General features: G+C 71.6%; 17 protein-coding genes. 13 read left to right on the top strand and 4 right to left on the bottom strand.

Features of this window, described 5'->3' with window-relative positions; genetic code table 11:
* Nucleotide 1 precedes the first annotated feature (1 nt).
* The 8 genes from U3649_RS16525 to U3649_RS16560 all read left to right on the top strand — a co-directional run bounded on the left by U3649_RS16525 (nucleotide 2) and on the right by U3649_RS16560 (nucleotide 8,394).
* The gene (locus tag U3649_RS16525) at nucleotides 2-547 is read left to right on the top strand and encodes a GNAT family N-acetyltransferase (RefSeq protein ID WP_407352384.1); all 546 of its coding nucleotides are present in this window, start codon (nucleotides 2-4) and stop codon (nucleotides 545-547) included.
* Between the two features lie 156 nt (nucleotides 548-703).
* Entirely contained in the window at nucleotides 704-1,033 is a 330-nt protein-coding gene (locus U3649_RS16530; protein WP_407354650.1) for a Rieske (2Fe-2S) protein, read from the top strand.
* Between the two features lie 211 nt (nucleotides 1,034-1,244).
* Nucleotides 1,245-3,623: a TonB-dependent receptor domain-containing protein gene (locus tag U3649_RS16535; protein ID WP_407352385.1), complete on the top strand. Its 2,379-nt coding sequence runs from the start codon at nucleotides 1,245-1,247 to the stop codon at nucleotides 3,621-3,623.
* A 27-nt stretch (nucleotides 3,624-3,650) separates the two neighbouring features.
* On the top strand, nucleotides 3,651-4,298 hold the full coding sequence (locus U3649_RS16540; protein WP_407352386.1) for a PepSY-associated TM helix domain-containing protein: 648 nt from the start codon (nucleotides 3,651-3,653) through the stop codon (nucleotides 4,296-4,298).
* 20 nt (nucleotides 4,299-4,318) lie between these two features.
* On the top strand, nucleotides 4,319-4,834 hold the full coding sequence (locus U3649_RS16545; RefSeq protein ID WP_407352387.1) for a DUF2271 domain-containing protein: 516 nt from the start codon (nucleotides 4,319-4,321) through the stop codon (nucleotides 4,832-4,834).
* A 115-nt stretch (nucleotides 4,835-4,949) separates the two neighbouring features.
* The gene (locus U3649_RS16550; protein ID WP_407354651.1) at nucleotides 4,950-5,798 is read left to right on the top strand and encodes a DUF4198 domain-containing protein; all 849 of its coding nucleotides are present in this window, start codon (nucleotides 4,950-4,952) and stop codon (nucleotides 5,796-5,798) included.
* 5 nt (nucleotides 5,799-5,803) lie between these two features.
* On the top strand, nucleotides 5,804-6,766 hold the full coding sequence (locus U3649_RS16555) for an FAD:protein FMN transferase (RefSeq protein ID WP_407352388.1): 963 nt from the start codon (nucleotides 5,804-5,806) through the stop codon (nucleotides 6,764-6,766).
* On the top strand, nucleotides 6,763-8,394 hold the full coding sequence (locus tag U3649_RS16560; RefSeq protein ID WP_407352389.1) for a sulfite reductase subunit alpha: 1,632 nt from the start codon (nucleotides 6,763-6,765) through the stop codon (nucleotides 8,392-8,394). Before U3649_RS16555 ends, U3649_RS16560 begins: the two co-directional genes overlap by 4 nt.
* 24 nt (nucleotides 8,395-8,418) lie before the next feature.
* Here U3649_RS16560 and U3649_RS16565 read toward each other — a convergent pair whose 3' ends face one another.
* Both U3649_RS16565 and U3649_RS16570 read right to left on the bottom strand, forming a co-directional pair.
* Nucleotides 8,419-9,012 carry a HutD family protein gene (locus U3649_RS16565; protein ID WP_407352390.1) on the bottom strand — a complete coding sequence of 198 codons (594 nt, stop codon included), beginning with the start codon at nucleotides 9,010-9,012 and terminating at the stop codon, nucleotides 8,419-8,421.
* 191 nt (nucleotides 9,013-9,203) lie between these two features.
* A complete protein-coding gene (locus tag U3649_RS16570) occupies nucleotides 9,204-9,542 on the bottom strand; it encodes a ComEA family DNA-binding protein (RefSeq protein ID WP_407352391.1) in 339 nt (112 codons plus the stop codon).
* A 213-nt stretch (nucleotides 9,543-9,755) separates the two neighbouring features.
* On the opposite strand from U3649_RS16570, the gene U3649_RS16575 reads away from it, so the two are divergent.
* The gene (locus tag U3649_RS16575) at nucleotides 9,756-11,249 is read left to right on the top strand and encodes a M20 family metallopeptidase (protein WP_407352392.1); all 1,494 of its coding nucleotides are present in this window, start codon (nucleotides 9,756-9,758) and stop codon (nucleotides 11,247-11,249) included.
* Between the two features lie 179 nt (nucleotides 11,250-11,428).
* Nucleotides 11,429-11,695 carry a GlsB/YeaQ/YmgE family stress response membrane protein gene (locus U3649_RS16580; RefSeq protein ID WP_407352393.1) on the top strand — a complete coding sequence of 89 codons (267 nt, stop codon included), beginning with the start codon at nucleotides 11,429-11,431 and terminating at the stop codon, nucleotides 11,693-11,695.
* A gap of 111 nt (nucleotides 11,696-11,806) precedes the next feature.
* Here U3649_RS16580 and cysC read toward each other — a convergent pair whose 3' ends face one another.
* Together cysC and cysD are read right to left on the bottom strand one after the other, a co-directional pair.
* Nucleotides 11,807-13,693: an adenylyl-sulfate kinase gene (cysC, locus tag U3649_RS16585; RefSeq protein WP_407352394.1), complete on the bottom strand. Its 1,887-nt coding sequence runs from the start codon at nucleotides 13,691-13,693 to the stop codon at nucleotides 11,807-11,809.
* A gap of 86 nt (nucleotides 13,694-13,779) precedes the next feature.
* The gene (gene cysD, locus U3649_RS16590) at nucleotides 13,780-14,691 is read right to left on the bottom strand and encodes a sulfate adenylyltransferase subunit CysD (protein WP_407352395.1); all 912 of its coding nucleotides are present in this window, start codon (nucleotides 14,689-14,691) and stop codon (nucleotides 13,780-13,782) included.
* Nucleotides 14,692-14,865: 174 nt separating this feature from the next.
* On the opposite strand from cysD, the gene U3649_RS16595 reads away from it, so the two are divergent.
* The 3 genes from U3649_RS16595 (at nucleotide 14,866) to U3649_RS16605 (ending at nucleotide 19,304) form a co-directional block, all read left to right on the top strand.
* Nucleotides 14,866-16,695 (top strand): assimilatory sulfite reductase (NADPH) flavoprotein subunit, encoded by a 1,830-nt coding sequence (locus U3649_RS16595; RefSeq protein WP_407352396.1) that lies wholly within the window; start codon nucleotides 14,866-14,868, stop codon nucleotides 16,693-16,695.
* A 120-nt stretch (nucleotides 16,696-16,815) separates the two neighbouring features.
* Entirely contained in the window at nucleotides 16,816-18,567 is a 1,752-nt protein-coding gene (cysI, locus tag U3649_RS16600; RefSeq protein ID WP_407352397.1) for an assimilatory sulfite reductase (NADPH) hemoprotein subunit, read from the top strand.
* Entirely contained in the window at nucleotides 18,564-19,304 is a 741-nt protein-coding gene (locus tag U3649_RS16605; protein ID WP_407352398.1) for a phosphoadenylyl-sulfate reductase, read from the top strand. The genes cysI and U3649_RS16605 overlap by 4 nt, the downstream gene beginning before the upstream one ends.
* The last annotated feature ends 142 nt before the right edge of the window (nucleotides 19,305-19,446 follow it).

Here is a 19,446-nt window from a genome sequence, read left to right on the forward strand (position 1 = left end):
CATGACTCCAGCCACCCGGTTCCGCGACGCCACCCCAGACGACGTCGACGCCATCGTCGCCCTGGTGACCTCCGCCTATCGCGGCGATTCCAGCCGCAACGGCTGGACCACCGAGGCCGACCTGCTCGATGGCGCCCGCATCGATCCGGAACTGTTGCGCACGGACATCGCGCGCCCGCGCAGCCGGGTCCTGCTGGCAGAGGCCGCGCCCGCCGACGCGACGCCACCGGCCCTGCTCGCCTGCGCGCACGTCGCCGAGGACGGGGCCGCCGGCTACTTCGGCATGTTCGCGGTGCGGCCCGACCTGCAAGGCGCCGGGCTCGGCCACAGGCTGTTGACCGAAGCCGAACGCATCGCGCGCGAGGACTGGGGCCTGCCGGCGATGCGCATGACCGTACTCGACCTTCGCGACGAGCTGATCGCCTGGTACGAACGCCGTGGCTACCGCCGCACCGGCGTCCACAAGCCGTTCCCCTATGGCGATGCCCGCTTCGGCATCCCCAAGCGCGACGACCTGCGCTTCGAAGTGCTGGAGAAGGCGCTGTAAACAGCGGCTCCGGCCGCGCCCGAAGGAAGCGGCCCGGACGCGGACGAACGCGGATCGGAAAGCCACCGTCGCCGCCGCTACAATCGCCAGGGATGACCTGCATGACCGTCCGCCCATTCCGATCCACTCCCGCCGCAGGCCGGCCTGATGCCGCCGATGGATAACCAGGGCTGGATCCGCGTCTGCGCGACCTCGGAACTGTTGCCCGGCGAGATGCGGGTGGCCTGGGACGGCGACACGCCGATCCTGGTCTTCAACCACGACGGCGCCTTCTACGCGCTGGAGGACCGCTGCAGCCACGAGGACTTCGAACTCTCGGCCGGCGCCTTCGACGCCGGCGAGGCCACCATCGAGTGCGCCCTGCACGGGGCGAAGTTCGACGTCCGCGACGGCCGTGTGCTGTGCGCGCCGGCCTATGCCCCGGTGCCGAAATTCCCGGTCCGGGTCGACGACGGCGCCATCTGGACCCGCGACGACCGCGGCTGAGCCCCGCCTCTCGGAAAAATCGTCGGGCCGCCCGGAAGCCTTCGGCCCGGATGCTCACTTGAAACAATAATAATTCTCATTAAAATTCGTATTCAGCTACACAGACCGCCGATCGCTGCGGTCTGTCGGCAGACCGAACCCTCACATCAACGCCTGTCGAGCTGTCGCCAGACCCGGGCCGAGAACACCTGACCTCATCTGGAGCCGCCCCATGGCCGATGCCATCCGCCCCACCCTCCGTCGCGCCACGCTGGCCGCGGCGGTCTGCCTGTCGCTCGCCGCCGCACCGGCACTGGCGCGACCCGACGCGGATGCGGCGCCGCAGGCGACCGACCTCGACGCCGTGGTGGTGACCGCCGCGGGCTTCGAGCAGAAGCTCACCGACGCACCGGCCAGCATCTCCATCGTCACCCACGAGGAACTGACCAAGCGCCCCTACATGACGCTGATCGACGCCGTCCGCGACCTGGAAGGCGTGGACGTCGGCGAGACCTCCGACAAGACCGGGCAGAAGTCGATCAGCATGCGCGGCATGGGCGCGGACTACACGCTGGTGCTCATCGACGGCCGGCGCCAGAACAACCACGGCGACATCTATCCCAACAACTTCGGCGGCAACCAGTTCAACCATGTCCCGCCGCTGGACATGATCGAGCGCATCGAGGTGATCCGCGGCCCGGCCTCCACCCTGTACGGCGCCGATGCGCTGGGCGGCGTGATCAACATCATCACCCGCAAGGTCGGGGAACGCTGGTACGGCTCGGCGACGGCATCGCACAACTACCAGGAGAACGACGATTTCGGCGCGGACAGCACCTTCGACTTCGCCCTCGCCGGCCCGCTCGTCGCCGACCGGCTGGGCCTGGGCGTGCGTGGATCGTGGTACCGGCGCGACGCCTCCACCCCGGAATACGAAGTCATCCGCGACCCGGCCGGCGAGCCGCACGAGCGCGCGCTCGGTTTCGGCGGCGGCGGCAAGACGGTGGACAACACCAACACCAATGCCGGCTTCACCCTGAGCTGGACGCCGACGGACGCCCAGAGCGTCACCTTCGACTACGACGCGTCGGAGCAGGAATACGACAACCGCCCGTACACCAACAACCTCGGCAGCACGTCGTATCCGCTGGGCACCGTGGACAGCATCGAGACCATCTGGCGCGCCCAGGGCGGCAGCGTCGCGCCGCGCGTCGGTTATGTCGACGAACAGACCTTCATCCGCGACCAGTGGGCGCTGACCCACCACGGCACGTGGCGCTTCGGCGACAGCTTCGTCTCCCTGGCCCGGATCGAGACCGCCAACGAAGGCCGTACCCTGCCCTTCTCGGTCGAGGAGCGGGTGCGGCTGCAGCAGATCTACGACGGCACCGGCGACTACGCCGGGCTGGACGAGGCCGAGCGCATGGCGCTGGCGGAAGCGGCCTTCCTGCCGCGCCCCGCGCGCGCCATGGAAAGCAGCCAGTACACGCTCGACGCCAAGCTCGACATTCCCTACCAGGGACTGGGCGGCGGCCACCATTTCGTGGTCGGCGGCCAGGCGGTCGACGGCGAACTGGAGGACGGCGTGTTCGGCATGGAGAGCGGCGGCTACGGCAACGGCACCGTGCAGGAGCACCGGATGTGGTCGCTGTTCGCCGAGGACAACTGGTCGCCGGTCGATCCGTTGACCCTCACCCTGGGCCTGCGCCACGACGACCACAACCTGTTCGGCGGCCATCTCAGCCCGCGTGCCTACGCGGTCTACGACCTGGCCCCGAACTGGACCCTGAAGGGCGGCGTCAGCACCGGCTACAAGACGCCCAAGACCACCGACCTGTACGACGGCATCACCGGCTTCGGCGGCCAGGGCACCAGTCCCTGGGCCGGCAACCCGGACCTGGAACCGGAAACCAGCGTCAACAGCGAGGTCGCGCTCTACTGGACGTCGCCCGGCGGCGCGCACAACTTCAATATCACCGCCTTCCGGAACGACTTCGAGGACAAGATCGAGCGCGCCGAGGTCAGCCGCAGCTGCACCGACACCGGCGGCGTGCGCCCGTGCGTCAACCTCGGCGAGTACTGGGCGGTGCTGGGCACCGGCAACGTCAACCAATACGTCAACGTCGACGAGGCCCGCATCCGCGGCATCGAGGTCGCCGGCCGCTATCGTCTCCTCGAGCCTTTGTCGATCCGGGCCAACTACACCTATACCGACAGCGAGCGCCTCAGCGGCGACGACGCCGGACTGCCCCTGACCCAGTCGGTCCGGCACATGCTCAACGCGACGCTGGACTGGGCCGTCACCGACCGGTTCGGCATGCAGCTGATCGGCGAGGCCCGCTCCAGGCGCTACCGCGGCAGCACCGACGACGACGGCGATGCGCTGTACTACAAGGGCTACGAGGTCCTGCACCTGGCCGCGCAATACCGCTTCAACGACCACGTCTCCGTCGCCGCGCGGATCAACAACCTGCTGGACGAGGATTTCACCAGCTTCCGCACCACCTTCACCGAGAACGGCGACGGCAGCTACACCCCGGTCCATCTCGACGACTACAACAACAAGGACAAGGCCCGCAACGTCTGGGCCAGCGTCAACGTCCGGTTCTGATCCGCCGGCCCGCAGGAGCCGATCCGATTGAGCGCACGCAACGCCAGCACCGACCCGTCCAGCCGCCAGCAGCGGCGCGGCTTCTGGCTGCGCACGCTGCACCAGTGGCACTGGATCAGCGCCGCGGTGTGCCTGGTGGGCATGCTGCTGTTCGCGGTCACCGGCATCACCCTCAACCATGCCGCCAAGATCGAAGGCGATCCGCAGGTCGATACCCGTGCGCTGCAGTTGCCGGACGCGCTGCGGCAGGCGCTGCGGGCCGAACAACCGGACGCAGATGCGCCGCTGCCGCCGGCGTTGGCGCGCTGGCTCTCCGGCGCGGTGGAGCTGTCGATCGGCGCACGACCGGCGGAGTGGTCGCCGGAGGAAATCTACCTGTCGATGCCGGGACCCGGACGCGACGCCTGGCTGGCGATCGACCGCGCCACCGGCGCGGTCGAGTTCGAGCGCACCGAACGCGGCTGGATCTCCTATCTCAACGACCTGCACAAGGGCCGCAACACCGGCCCGGCCTGGGGCTGGTTCATCGACCTGTTCGCGATCGCCTGCGTGGTGTTCACCGTCACCGGGCTGTTCCTGCTGCAACTGCATGCGCGCCAGCGCCGCATGACCTGGCCCTACGTCGGCCTGGGACTGGTGATCCCGGTACTGCTGGCACTGCTGTTCATCCACTGATCCGGATCCGGAGAGCTTCCATGCGCGTCCAACTGACCATCGCACTCGGCACGTTGCTGGCGGCGCCCGCGTATGCGGGCGAGCTGGCGATCGACATCGAGATCCCGCAGCTGCGCGTGGCCGAGTACCACCGCCCCTACGTCGCGGTCTGGCTGGAAGGCGCCGACGGCAAGGCCGCCGCCGACCTCTCGGTCTGGTACATGATGAAGGACACCGCCGAGGGCCACGGGATCAAATGGCTGCCGGACCTGCGACAGTGGTGGCGCAAGTCCGGGCGCACGCTCGAGGTGCCGGTGGACGGCGTCACCGGGCCGACCCGCCCGGCCGGCAAGCATCGCCTGCGCTTCGACGACGGCATGCCGCAGCTGGCCGACCTGGCGCCCGGCGAATACGTCCTGGTGGTCGAGGCGGTCCGCGAGGTCGGCGGCCGCGAGCTGCTGAAGATCCCGCTCACCTGGCCGGCGCGCGCATCGCAGTCCGGCCGCGCGCAGGGCGAGAGCGAACTCGGCGCCGTCGCCCTGTCCGTCAGACCGTGACCTTGCCTCCGCACCCGATCGCACCACCGGCGCGTCGACCGCCGCGGCGCCATTCGTCCCCCACCTTCCAGCCCCGCCCACGCCTGCGCCCATCCGACCCGGGAGATTCCGCATGATGCACGCCCACAAGAAGCACGCTCAGAAGCACACCCGCGCGAAACATGCCCTCGCGCTGGCCCTGGCTCTCGCCGCGGCATTGCCGCTCTCGGCCTTCGCCCACAAGTTCTGGCTGCAGCCATCGCAGACCGTGCTGGCGGGCGAGGATCCGTGGGTCACGGTCGACGCGGCGGTCTCCAACGACCTGTTCTTCTTCAACCACGTGCCGCTGCGGCTGGACAACCTGGCCATCACCGCGCCGGACGGCAGCCGCGCCGAGGCGCAGAACCCGGCGACCGGCAAATACCGCAGCGTGTTCGATCTGCAGCTGACCCAGGCCGGCACCTATCGCATCGCGGTGGTCAACGGCGGCCTGATGGCGAGCTGGGAGGCCGGCGGCAAGACCGAGCGCCGCCGCGGCCTGTCGGCGGACGCGTTCGCGCGCGAAGTGCCGCCCGATGCGCAGAACCTGCGCGTCACCGAAAGCGTCAGCCGCGTGGAGACCTTCGTCACCAACGGCGCTCCCGACGACGGCGCCCTGGGCGTGACCGGCGAAGGCCTGGAGCTGCGGCCGCTGACGCACCCGAACGACCTGTTCGCCGGCGAACAGGCGCGTTTCCGCCTGCTGCTGGACGGCGAACCTGCCGCCGGCGTCGAACTGGAGATCGTCCGCGGCGGCACCCGCTACCGCAATGCGCAGGACGAGATCCGGACCGGCACCGACGACGCCGGCGAGTTCGCCGTGACTTGGCCGGCGCCGGGCATGTACTGGCTCGAGGCCACCGCGCAGGACGGGCGCACCTCGGTGCCGCAGGCCTCCGAACGCCGCCTCGTCTACGTCGCCACGCTGGAAGTGCTGCCGCAGTAGACCCGATGCAGGAGCGGCCCGCCGCCAACGCCATCGCCGACCTCGGCGGCGAAACCATGGGCACCACCTGGCGGGTGCGCCTGTCGGTGCCGCGCACGCGGGCGCTGCGCCCGCTGCACGACGGCATCCAGGAGCGCCTGGATGCGGTGGTCGCGCAGATGAGCCCGTGGGAGCCGGACAGCGACATCAGCCGCTACAACCGCGCCGCGGCGGACACCTGGCATGCGCTGCCGCCGGAGTTCCTCGCCGTGCTGCAGGCCGCGATCGAGATCGCGGCGGCCAGCGACGGCGCGTTCGATCCCACGCTGGGGGCGCTGGTGGATCTCTGGGGCTTCGGCCCGGGCGGTGCGCATCCGCGGCTGCCCGATCCTGCCGCGCTCGATGCGGCCCGGCCGCACTGCGGCTGGCGGCGGCTCGAACTGGACGCGAGCGGCACGCGGCTGCGGCAGCCGGGCGGCCTGCGCCTGGACCTGTCCGCGATCGCCAAGGGGTTCGGCGTCGATGCCGTGGCGGCCGACCTGCGCGAGGCCGGGATCGACGGCGCCCTGGTCGAGGTCGGCGGCGAGCTGCGCGGCTTCGGCCGCCGCCCCGACGGCGAATACTGGCGGGTGCTGGTCGAGGCGGTCGCGGATGCGGACGAGGCGCCGTGCGTGCTACCGCTGGACGGGTGCGCGGTGGCGACCTCGGGCGATCGCTGGCACCGCTTCGAGCACGACGGCCGCCGCTATTCGCACAGCATCGATCCGCGCAGCGGCGCGCCGGTCGCCGATGCCGCCGCCGCGGTGACGGTGGTCGCCGGCGACGCGATGCGCGCCGACGCCTGGTCCACCGCGCTGACGGTGCTCGGCCCCGAAGACGGGTTCGCGCTCGCCGCCCGGCACGGGCTGGCCGCGCGTTTCGCGCAACGCGGCAGCGGCGGAGCGATTTCCCGCGCGACCCCCGCATTCGAACGGCTGCTCGCGGAATGAGTGCGCCCTCGCAGTCGGCGCGGACGCGCGAACGCGTCGGCAACCTGCTGCTGTTGCTGGCGCTGGCCGCCCTGGCGCTGGCGATCCTGCCGCTGCACGGCGGCGACTGGTGGCTGGCGCCGCCGCGTGCCGGGCAGTGGCTGTGGGCGGCACTGCTGCTGGCGGCCTATGCCGGGTTGTGCGCGCGACAGTGGCGACATGTCCGCCGCGCGCGGGGCGCGACCGTGACGGACGACGCCGGTGCGACGCTGCTGACGGTCTTCTGGGCCAGCCAGACCGGACACGCGCGCGACCTCGCCGAACGCACCGCCCACAGCCTGCGCCAGGCCGGCATCGCCACGCGCGTGCGCGACCTGGCCGGCCTCGATCCCGCAGCACTGGCACGGGTGCCGCGCGCGCTGTTCGTGGCCAGCACCACCGGAGAGGGCGACCCGCCGGATCACGTGCTGCGCTTCGCCGCCGAAACCCTGTCCGCGCCGGCGACGCTCCCCGGGCTGACATACGCGGTGCTGGCGCTGGGCGACCGCGAGTACGCGCACTACTGCGGCTTCGGCCATGCGCTGGACCGCTGGCTGCGGCAGTCCGGCGCCAGTCCGCTGTGCGATCCGGTCGAAGTCGACAACGGCGATCCGGGCGCGTTGCGGCTGTGGCAGCACCACCTGTCGCTGCTGGCCGACGCGCCGGACCTGCCGGACTGGTCGCCGCCGCGGTACGCGCCGTGGACCCTGCGCGAACGCGTGCGCCTCAATCCCGGCAGCGCCGGCGGGGCGGCGTTCCATCTGGCGCTGGCGCCGCCGGAAGGAACGCACCCACAGTGGCAGGCGGGCGACATCGCCGAGATCGGCCCGCGCCATCCGGCGCCCGTGGTGGCCGCGTGGCTGTCCGCGACCCGGCTGCCGGGCGAGGCGCCCGTGGCCGGCCCGGCGGGACGCGAACCGCTGTCCGCGCTGCTGGCGCGCTCGCACCTGCCGGCCGCGGACACGGTGCGCGGCCTCGACGCGCAGGCGCTGGCCGCGAGGCTGCAGCCGCTGCCGCATCGCGAGTATTCGATCGCCTCGCTGCCGCAGGACGGCCGCATCGAGCTGCTGCTGCGGCTGATGACGCGCGCGGACGGCAGCCCGGGACTGGGCAGCGGCTGGCTGTGCCGGTACGCGCAGCCCGGCGACCGCATCGCCCTGCGCATCCGCGGCAATCCCAATTTCCACCCGCCCGATCCTGCGCGGCCGCTGATCCTGGTCGGCAACGGCACCGGCATCGCCGGCCTGCGCGCGCACCTGAAGGCGCGCGAGCACGCCGGCGCCCATCGCAACTGGCTGCTGTTCGGCGAACGCAGTGCCGCCCACGACGGCTTCTACCGCGACGAGATCCTGGGATGGCGGGACCGGGGACACCTGCAGCGGGTCGATCTGGCGTCCTCCCGCGACCGGCCCGGCCGCTACGTGCAGGACGCGTTGCGCGAAGCCGCGGATACGCTGCGCGCCTGGATCGCCGACGGCGCCGCGCTCTACGTCTGCGGCAGCCTGCGCGGCATGGCGCCGGGCGTGGATGCGGTGTTGCGGGACGTCCTCGGTGCCGCGCAGGTCGAAGGCATGCTCACCGAAGGCCGCTACCGCCGCGACGTCTACTGAGCCGCCGCGGCCCCGCGCCTGGGTTCAGTCGCGTGCGCGCAGGCGCATCGCCAGCAGTTCGCCGCCGCCGTCGAGCAGGAAGCGCCGCCGTTCGGGCGCGGCCAGCAGCGCGGTGTCTCCCTGCGCCATCGCCGGCAACCCGGCATCGGCGTCGAAGCGCGCCTCACCGGCCAGCAGGTGCAATGCCCAGCATTCGCACCGGTCGGCGAAGAACAGCATCGGCCCGACCAGCGGGCGGCGCCACAGCTGCGCCTGCACCGCATCGCGCCGCCACAGCAGGTTGAACACCTCCGCGCGGCCGTCCACCGGCTCGCCCGCCAGCGGGCGCTCCCCGGCATAGCGCGCGCTGCCGCAAGGCGGCGACAGCAGGCGCTCTTCGCCGTCGTCGAAACGCAGCCGAAGGCCCGCGCCTGCCAGCAGCACCTGTTCGCGGTCGACGCCCGGGAACGCGGAGAACGGCGCCGGCCGCTCGATCTCGGCGATCGACAGGCGCCACCGCCAGGCGTCCTCGTCCGGCCAGGCGGCGACCCGCCGCGTCCATCCCGAACCGTTGCGCCAGCGCTCGCGCCGGTACTCGTTGGCCGGAATCACCTGCGCGCGCAGCCGTTCGAAGCTCATGCCCGCAGTGTAGCGTGGCGCGGTTTTCCGCGGTCGCGCCGAGGCGCCGAAAAAGCCGCCGCCCACCCGCGCGTCGTGCACGAGTGGACGGCGATACGTCCATGTAACGGCATCCTGCCGAGTTCCCTGGAGCGTCCTGCTCCTCCGCTGGCGACCGCGCGTCCCTGCGCGCCTCCAGTGGTGCTTCGGCGCTACTGCGCGCCGCCCTTGGCGGGCGACGGACCGGTGGCCGGCGCCGCGGTGGTCCTGCGCTGCGGCGCATTGCCCAGCTCGATGCGGTCGCGGTTGCGCTCCACGGTCTTCAGGCCGATGCCCTTGACCGTCGCCAGTTCCTCGACGCTCTTGAACACGCCGTGCTCCTTGCGATGGGCGACGATCGCCTCGGCCTTGGACGGGCCGATGTTGACCAGCGCGCTCTCCAGGGTGGCGGCATCGGCGGTGTTGATGTTGACCTTGTCGCTGGCCAGCGCGCCGCCCAGCATCAGCAGCGACAGCAGCAGGGAGGCGAAACCGGTCTTGAGTGCGTTCATGCTCGTTGCTCCTTCGAATGGAATGGATGACTTCCTTGCCTCGCCGGCCGGTGCCATGGGGCCCGGCGGCATGTGCAGTCTCGACCGCCGCCCGGGACCGGCGTATCGCCGCATCGACCAATGCCCGGCCGGCCGATGCCGCGTCCGGGGGTAGGAAAAGTCCTACGGCGGCCGGAGCGCTAAAATGGGCGCTTTCCCGTTACGGAGTGTGCGATGGACGCCAGCAAGGTCGACCGGTACGTCTCGGAGAAGTGGGACGACGAGATCGTTCCGCAGCTCGTCGAATACATCCGCATCCCCAACAAGTCGCCGATGTTCGACGCGGACTGGGTCGCCCACGGCTACATGGAAGACGCCGTCGCGCTCATGCAGCGCTGGGCGGAGGCGCAACCGATCCCCGGCATGCAGGTGGAGGTGGTGCGCCTGGAGGGCCGCACCCCGCTGATCTTCATCGAGATCCCGGCCGCGCACGGCGGCAGCGACGACGACTGCGTGCTGCTCTACGGCCACCTGGACAAGCAGCCGGAGATGACCGGCTGGGACGACGACCTCGGTCCCTGGAAGCCGGTGCTGCGCGACGAGAAACTCTACGGCCGCGGCGGCGCCGACGACGGCTACGCGATCTACGGCTCGCTGGCCGCGATCCTCGCCCTGCACGAGCAGCAGCTGCCGCATGCGCGCTGCGTGGTGCTGATCGAGGCCTGCGAGGAGTCGGGCAGCTACGACCTGCCGGCCTACGTCGACCACCTCGCCGGGCGCATCGGCGAGCCGTCGCTGGTGGTGTGCCTGGACTCGGGCTGCGGCAACTACGACCAGTTGTGGTGCACCACCTCGCTGCGCGGACTGGCCGGCGGCAACCTGACGGTGAAGGTGCTGGAGGAGGGCGTGCATTCGGGCGACGCCTCCGGCGTGGTGCCGTCCAGCTTCCGGCTGCTGCGGCAGCTGCTGTCGCGGATCGAGGACGAGACCAGCGGCCGCATCCTGGTCGAGGGCCTGCACGCGGAGATCCCGGCCGAGCGGCTGCAACAGGCGCGTCGCGCCGCCGAAGTGCTCGGCACCGCGGTCTACGACAAGTTCCCGCTGCTGCCGGGGCTGAAGCCGATGCACGACGACCTGGCCGAACTGGTGCTCAACCGGACCTGGCGCCCGGCGCTGTCGGTGACCGGCGTCGGCGGCATCCCGGCACTGGACTCGGCCGGCAACGTGCTGCGTCCGCAGACCGCGGTGAAGCTGTCGCTGCGGCTGCCGCCGACGGTCGACGGCCGGCGCGCCGGCGCGCTGCTGCAGGAAACGCTGCTGCGCGACCCGCCCAACGGCGCCACGGTCACGCTGGAGCTGGAGAAGGCCGCCACCGGCTGGAACGCGCCGGCGCTGTCGCCGTGGCTGGACCGCGCCATCGACGACGCCAGCCGCGCGTTCTACGGACAGCCGGCGATGTACATGGGCGAAGGCGGCTCGATTCCGTTCATGGGCATGCTGGGCGAGAAGTTCCCGGGCGCGCAGTTCATGATCACCGGCGTGCTCGGTCCGCACTCCAACGCACACGGGCCCAACGAGTTCCTGCACATCCCGATGGGCAAGCGGGTCACCGCCTGCGTGGCGCGCGTGCTGCTCGATCACCACCGGGCCGGCGAGCGCGGCGAGACCACCGGCGCGGCGGTCGCGGCCGACAGCGGCACCCGCCATGGCGACCACGGCTGCTGCTGAGGCTCGTCGCCGGCACCCTGTTCGACGTGGCGAAGGCGGGCTACTGCGTCTGGGGTCGACGCAAGCACGGATCGCCGCTCTGGAAGGATTTCGATCCGACGCATGACCGGCGGACGGTCCGCGAGCGGCGCGACGTCATGCGCTAGGCTACCGCCGACCCATCGACGGAAAGGGACACCATGGAACCGTTCGGCAGCAGCAACTGGCTCTACATCATCCTGCTCGGCCTGATCGTCGGGATCCTGGCGCGGCTGGTGACCCCGGGTCGCCGCCGCCTGGGCATCATCCTGACCGCGCTGCTCGGCATCGGCGGCGCGCTCGTCGCCACCTGGACGGGCCAGCAGCTGGGCTGGTACGCCGCCGGCCAGGCCGCCGGTTTCATCGGCGCCGTGCTCGGCGCGATCCTGATCCTCGGGATCGCGCAGCTGTTCCGCGGCGGCCGCTGACCGGATCCTCTCCGTACCGGACGTAGAGCGGAGCTTGCTCCGCTGCCCTTGTGCCGGCTCCGCCGCCCGTGTGCCGGCTCCGGGGCCGGGAGCAGCCGGGCAAGCTCGGCTCTACGGCGCGGGATCGTCGGCGAGCAGCATCGCGATCACCCGCTCCGCCAGCACGTCGGCGCCGTCAGCGGTGGTGTCCAGTACCAGGTCCGCATCCAGTGGCGGCTCGTAGGGCGAATCGATGCCGGTGAAGTTCGGCAGCTCGCCGCGCCGCGCCTTGGCGTACAGGCCCTTGACGTCGCGGCGCTCGGCCTCGGCCAGCGGCGTGTCGACATGCACTTCGATGAAGTCGCCGGGCGCGAACAGCGCCCGCGCCGCGGCACGCTCGGCGCGGAACGGCGAGATGAAACTCACCAGCACGATCAGGCCGGCATCGGTCATCAGCCTGGCCACCTCGGCGACGCGGCGCAGGTTCTCCACCCGGTCCTCGTCGGTGAAGCCGAGGTCGCGGTTGAGGCCGTGGCGCACGTTGTCGCCGTCGAGCAGGTAGGTGTGCAGGCCGCGCGCCACCAGGCCGCGTTCGACCAGGTTGGCGATCGTCGACTTGCCGGCGCCGGACAGGCCGGTGAACCACACGCATCGCGGCTGCTGGCCCTTGAGCGCCGCGCGCACGTCGCGATGGACGTCGAGCGCCTGCCAATGCAGGTTGTCGGCGCGGCGCAGGCCGTGGCGGATCATCCCCGCGCCGACGGTGGCGCGGGTGAGCGGATCGACCAGGATGAAGCCGCCCAGCGCGCGGCTCTCCGCATACGGCGCGAACGCCACGGGCGCATCCAGCGACAGGGTGATTTCGCCGATGTCGTTGAGCTCGAGCCGCTTGGCCGCCAGCGGCTGCAGGCTTTCGGGGTCGAACCGGTGCTTGAGCTCGCCGACGCGGCCGCCGACGGTGCGCGTGCCCAGCTTGGCCAGATAGCGGCGGCCCGGCAGCAGCGGCGCCTCATCGAACCAGAGCACGTCGGCTGCGAACTGGTCGCTGCAGGCGGGCGGCGACGATGCCTCCGAGACCACGTGGCCGCGCCCGGCATCGACCTGGTCGGCAAGCCGCAGCGCGACCGCCTGCCCCGCATGCGCCGCCTCCTGCTCGCGCGCCGCGACCCGCAGCGCGGCGACGCGCGTGTCGATGCCGGCCGGTTCGATCCGCACGTGGTCGCCGACGCGCAGCGTGCCCGAAGCCAGGGTCCCGGCCAGCCAGCGGTCGCCGTCGTCGCGCAGCACCGACTGCACCGGCAGCCGCGCCGGCGCGGCGCCCGCTGCGTCGCGCACCTCGACCGACTCCAGGTGCTCGAGCACGCTCGGCCCGCGGTACCAGGGCAGATCGGGCGAACGCGCGACCACGTTGGCGCCGGTGGCGGCGGCGAGCGGGATGCAGGTCACGTCCTCGATGCCGAGCTTCGCGACGTGCACGCGGTACTCCGCGGCGATGCGCTCGAACAGCGCGCGGTCGTAGCCGGTGCGGTCCATCTTGTTGACCGCCAGCAGCACGTGGCGCACGCCCAGCAACGAGGCGATCGCGCTGTGGCGGAACGTCTGCGGCAACAACCCCTTGGTGGCGTCGACCAGCATGATCGCCAGGTCCGCGACCGAGGCGCCGGTGGCCATGTTGCGGGTGTACTGCACATGGCCGGGGCAGTCGGCGATCAGGAACCGGCGCCGCGGCGTCTCCAGGTGGCGCCAGGCGACGTCGATGGTGATGCCCTGCTCGCGCTCGGCCTCCAGCCCGTCGAGCAGCAGCGCGTAGTCGATATCGCCGCCGCGGGTGCCGTGGCGGGTGCTGGCGCGCTCCAGCGCGGCGCGCTCGTCGTCGGGCACGCGGCCGGCCTCGAACAGCAACCGCCCGATCAGCGTGCTCTTGCCGTCGTCGACGCTGCCGCAGGCGACGAGGCGTAAGAACCGGGATTCGGCATTCGGGATTGGGGATTCGGATAAAGCAACGACGCCGCCATTCAAGACCGGATCTGAAGCCTGACTATTCATCACGAACTGCGTCCTTCACGAATTCCCATCTCGAATCCCCGATCACCAATCACGGCTCTTCAAAAGTACCCGTCGCGCTTCTTCTTCTCCATCGAATCGCCGTCGACGTGATCGATCAGGCGCCCCGCTCGCTCCGACTGGCGCCCGTCCTCCATCTCGGCGATCACCGCGTCCAGGTCGGCGGCGCCCGACTCGACCGCGCCGGTGAGCGGATAGCAGCCCAGGGTGCGAAAGCGCACCCGGCGCAGTTCCGGGGCCTCCCCGGGCAGCAGCTGCAGGCGGTCGTCGTCGACCATGATCCAGGCGCCCTCGCGGCGCACCACCGGCCGCTCGGCGGCGAAGTACAGCGGCACCACCGGAATCTCCTCGCGGCGGATGTAGCGCCAGACGTCGAGCTCGGTCCAGTTGGACAACGGGAACACGCGCACGCTCTCGCCGTCGCCGACGCGGGCGTTGTAGAGGTTCCACAGTTCCGGCCGCTGCCGGCGCGGATCCCAGCGCTGGCGGTCATCGCGAAACGAGAACACCCGTTCCTTGGCCCGCGACTTCTCCTCGTCGCGGCGCGCGCCGCCGATCGCCGCGTCGAACCCCCCGGCCGCCAGGGCCTGCTTGAGGCCCTGCGTCTTCATGATCTCGGTATGCACGGCGGCGCCGTGCGTCTGCGGGCCGATGCCGTCGCGCACGCCGTCCTGATTGACGTGCACGCGCAGCTCCACCCCGGCCTCGGCCGCGCGCCGGTCCCGGAATTCGATCATCTCGCGAAACTTCCAGGTGGTGTCGACGTGCAGCAGCGGGATCGGCGGCCTGGCCGGGGCGAACGCCTTGAGCAGCAGGTGCATCAGCACCGAGCTGTCCTTGCCGATCGAGTACAGCAGTACCGGGTTGCGGCATTCGGCGGCGACCTCGCGCAGCACGTGCAGGCTTTCGGCTTCGAGCCGGTCGAGATCGGTGGTCACGGAAGAAACGCGCATCGGCCCATGTCTGGCGACCGCGGGATCGATGCGGCCCTTGCCGCGCATTCTAGTCGCGCCTGCCGTGCCCCCCGTAAATGACGGGCGGGCATGTGCGCATAACCGGATATCCTTTTCCATCGCCGTCGCGCGCACCTAGCCTCGTGGTCGTTCCCGCTGCCACGGTCCGCGACGATGTCGTCCCCGCAAGCCCTGCCCGCGCCGCCGCTGTCCGCCGAGCACGCCGATGCGCTGCGCCGGCTCACCGACGGCCTGGACGGCGCCGGACTGTGGTGGCTGTCCGGCTACGCGGCCGGCCTGGCGTCGCGCTCGGCCGCACCGGCGGCGCAAGCGCCGATCGCGCGCGGCGAGGCCGCCGCCGGAAACCGCCTGACCATCGTCTACGGCAGCCAGACCGGCAACGCCCGCCGCGTGGCCGAGCGGCTGGCGGCGGATGCCGAACGCGGCGGGCTGGCGGTACGGCTGCTGGGCGCCGACGCCTATCCGGTGCGCGAACTGAAGCATGAGCGCCACTTGTACCTGGTCGTCAGCACCCAGGGCGACGGCGACCCGCCCGACGACGCCCGCGACCTGTACGCCTTTCTCACCGGCAAGCGCGCGCCGAAACTGCCCCAGCTGCACTACGCGGTGCTCGGGCTGGGCGATTCCAGCTATCCGCAGTTCTGCGCCATCGGCCAGGCGCTTGACGCCCGGCTGGCCGAACTGGGCGCGACCCGGATGTTCGAACGCGGCGATGCCGACCTCGACATCGACACCGTCGCCGGTCCCTGGCGCGAGCGGGCGCTCGCCGCCGCCCGGGAGGCGTTGAAGCCGAGCGCGACCGTCACCCCGCTGCGACCGCCGTCCGCGGCCGCATCCGCCTGGGACCGCGACCGCCCGTTCGCCGCCGAACTGCTGGTCGACCAGCGCATCACCACCGCCGGCAGCGACCGCGACATCCGCCATGTCGAGCTCTCGCTGGAGGACGCCGGCCTGCAGTACGAGCCCGGCGACGCGCTCGGCGTGTGGCCGCGCAACGCGCCGGAGCTGGTGGACGAGGTGCTGTCCACGCTCGCGCTCGACGGCGATACGGCCGTCGTCCACGGCGGCGACGAGCTGCCGCTGCGCGAATGGCTGGGCGCGCGGCGGGAACTGACCCGGCTGGCGCGGCCGCTGCTCGCCGCGCACGCCGAGCGCGCCGGCGATGCCGCTTTCGCCGCCCTGCTGGCACCGGACCGGAACGCGGAACTGGCGCGCTGGGCGGAGCGCCGGCAGGCGATCGACCTGTTGCGCGAGGCGCCCGCGGCCTGGTCCGCCGACGCGCTGGTGGCGGCGCTGCGCCCGTTGACGCCGCGGCTGTACTCGATCGCCTCCAGCCGCAAGGCGGTCGGCGACGAGGCGCATCTCACGGTCGCCCACGTCGACTACCTGCACGGCGGGGCGCGGCGTTTCGGCGTCGCCTCGCATTTCCTGGCCGCCGCCGGCGAGGGCGCATCGGTCCCGGTCTACCTGGAGCGCAACGAGCGTTTCCGCCTGCCGGCCGACCCGGCGCGCGACGTGATCATGATCGGCCCCGGCACCGGCGTCGCCCCGTTCCGCGGCTTCCTGCAGGAGCGCGTGGCGATCGGCGCCGGAGGCCGCCACTGGCTGTTCTTCGGCAACCCGCATTTCCGCAGCGACTTCCTCTACCAGCTGGAATGGCAGCGGGCATTGAAGTCCGGCCAGCTGCATCGCATCGACCTGGCGTTCTCGCGCGACCGCGCGCGGAACGCGGCATCCGGATCCGCGGCCGCGCCGCGCAAGACCTACGTACAGGACCGCATCCGCGAGCGCGGCCGCGACCTGTACGCCTGGCTGGAGGGCGGCGCGCACCTGTACGTCTGCGGCGCGATCGCGATGGGCAAGGACGTGCACGCGGCGCTGCTGGAGGTGATCGCCGCCCACGGCGGTCGCGATGCCGAGGCCGCGAACGGCTATCTCGACGAGCTGCAGCAGCAAGGCCGCTATGCACGCGATGTCTACTGACCCCGGCCGCCCCGTAGGAGCGCACCGCAGGGGCGCGACCGCGCAGCCGGATACGCACGTTCGCGCCCCTGCGGTGCGCTCCTACGGGGAGCTGTGGCGTGCCGTTGCGGGAGCGACGCCATGAGCGCGCATTCGGTCGAGGACATCAAGGCCGAGAGCGCGCGCCTGCGCGGTTCGCTGCTGGAGAGCCTGGCGGACCCGGTGACCGGCGCGCTGCGCGAGGCCGACCAGACCCTGATCAAGTACCACGGCAGCTACCAGCAGGACGACCGCGACGTCCGCGAGCAGCGCCGCCAGGCCATGCTCGAGCCCGCCTACGCCTTCATGATCCGCACCCGCACCCCCGGTGGCGTGGTCACACCGGCGCAGTGGCTGCAGCTCGACGCCGTCGCCACCACCTACGCCGAGCGCGGCCTGCGCATCACCACCCGGCAGGCGTTCCAGCTGCACGGCGTGATCAAGACCGAGCTCAAGGCGACCATGCAGGCGATCAACGCCGCGCTGATCGACACCCTGGCCGCCTGCGGCGACGTCAACCGCAACGTCGCGGTGGCCGCCAATCCGCACCTGTCGCCGGCGCACGCGGCGGTGCAGGCGCAGGCCGCGGCGCTGTCGGAACACCTGCTGCCCAACACTCGCGCCTACTACGAAATCTGGCTCGACGAGGAGCGCGTCGCCTCCAGCGGCGGCGAGGAGGAGCCGATCTACGGCGAGCGCTATCTGCCGCGCAAGTTCAAGATCGGCTTCGCGATTCCGCCGGTCAACGACGTCGACGTGTTCGCCCAGGACCTCGGCTTCATCGCCATCCTCGACGAAGCCGGCGCGCTGCGCGGCTACGACGTCAGCGTCGGCGGCGGCATGGGCGCCAGCCACGGTGACCCGGAGACCTACCCGCGCCTGGGCAGCGTGATCGGTTTCATCGGACCGGACCAGGTGACCGCGGTCGCCGAAGCCGTGGTCACCGCGCAGCGCGACCACGGCAACCGCGACGTGCGCAAGCGCGCGCGCCTCAAGTACACCATCGACGACCGCGGTCTCGACTGGTTCAGGTCCGAGGTCGAACGGCGCGCCGGCATCACCTTCCCCCCGGCGCGACCGTTCGCTTTTTCGCACAACGGCGATCGCTTCGGCTGGAACGAGGGCGAGGACGGGCGCCTGCACCTGGGCCTGCGCATCCCGGCGGGACGGATCTACGACGGCGCCCTGGACGGCCGCGGCGACGCCGTCCGCCACCTCAGCGGCCTGCGCGCGCTCGCGCAACTGCTGCGGGACGAGGGCGACGGCGCCGAGTTCCGGATGACGCCGAACCAGAACCTGGTGCTGGCGCGGATCCCGCCGGCGCTGCGCGCGCGCGTGGACGCGCTGTGCGCCGAGTTCGGCCTCGACGGCTGGCACCGTGCCAGCCCGCTGCGGCGCAATGCGCTCGCCTGCGTGGCCTTCCCGACCTGCGGCCTGGCGATGGCCGAGGCCGAGCGCTACCTGCCGGCGCTGCTGGACCAGGTGCAGGCGCTGCTCGAGCGGCACGGCATCGGCGACGCGCCGATCCACCTGCGCATCAGCGGCTGCCCCAACGGCTGTTCGCGACCGTACCTGGGCGAGATCGCCCTGGTCGGCCGCGCGCCCGGCCGCTACAACCTGATGCTCGGCGCCGACCATCGCGGCCAGCGGCTCAACACGCTGTACCGCGACAACATCGACGAGCCCGCGATCCTCGAAGCGCTCGATCCGCTGTTCGCCGCCTACGCGCGCGAACGCAGCGGGGACGAGGGCTTCGGCGACTTCCTGGTCCGCAGCGGCGTGGTCGCCATCCCCGAGCGCGACGTCCGCCATGCCATCCCCATCACCACCATCACCGAGGAGGCGCCTGCATGAGCCCGCCCGACCCGATCACCGCCGCCGAGTCCACCCAGGCCCTGGCCGAACTCAACCGCTGGCTGTCGCGGCGCAGCGCGCCCGAACGCATCGCCTGGGCGCTGGAGAACACCGCCGGCACGCACGCACTGTCGTCGAGCTTCGGCGCGCAGGCTGCGGTGTCGCTGCACATGGCCACCCGGCAGCTGCCGGGCATGCCGGTGATCCTGGTCGACACCGGCTACCTGTTCGCGGAAACCTACCGGTTCGTCGACGAGCTGACCGGGCGCCTCGGCCTCAACCTGCAGGTCTATCGCCCGCAGCTCGGCGCCGCCTGGACGGAGGCGCGGCTGGGCCGGCTGTGGGAACAGGGCGTGGACGGCATCGACCGCTACAACCGCCTGCACAAGGTCGAGCCGATGCAGCGCGCCCTGCGCGAGCTCGGCGTGCGCACCTGGATCGCGGGATTGCGGCGGCAGCAGGCGAGCACCCGCGCCGGCGTCGACTTCCTGGAACTGCGCGACGGCCGCTGGAAGCTGCATCCGATCGCCGACTGGAGCGACCGCGACGTCTGGATCTACCTGCAGAAGCACGACCTGCCCTATCACCCGCTGTGGCACGAGGGCTACGTCTCGATCGGCGACGCCCACACCACCCGCAGGCTGGAGCCGGGCATGCGCATCGAGGACACGCGCTTCTTCGGCCTGAAGCGCGAGTGCGGCCTGCACTTCGACGACGAGCCGGGCATCGCCGCCTGAGCGGCGCTTCCCTGCCGCGGGGCAGCCCCCCTATGAAATAAGGGAGGTGGGGGGATTTGCTCGGTGCCCGACCAAGCAACAGCCAAGGCAAATCCCCCTCAATCCCCCTTTTTCAAAGGGGGAAGACAAGCGGTGCGGAAGG

Source organism: Luteimonas sp. R10 (genome assembly GCF_045689605.1).
GTDB lineage: Bacteria > Pseudomonadota > Gammaproteobacteria > Xanthomonadales > Xanthomonadaceae > Luteimonas.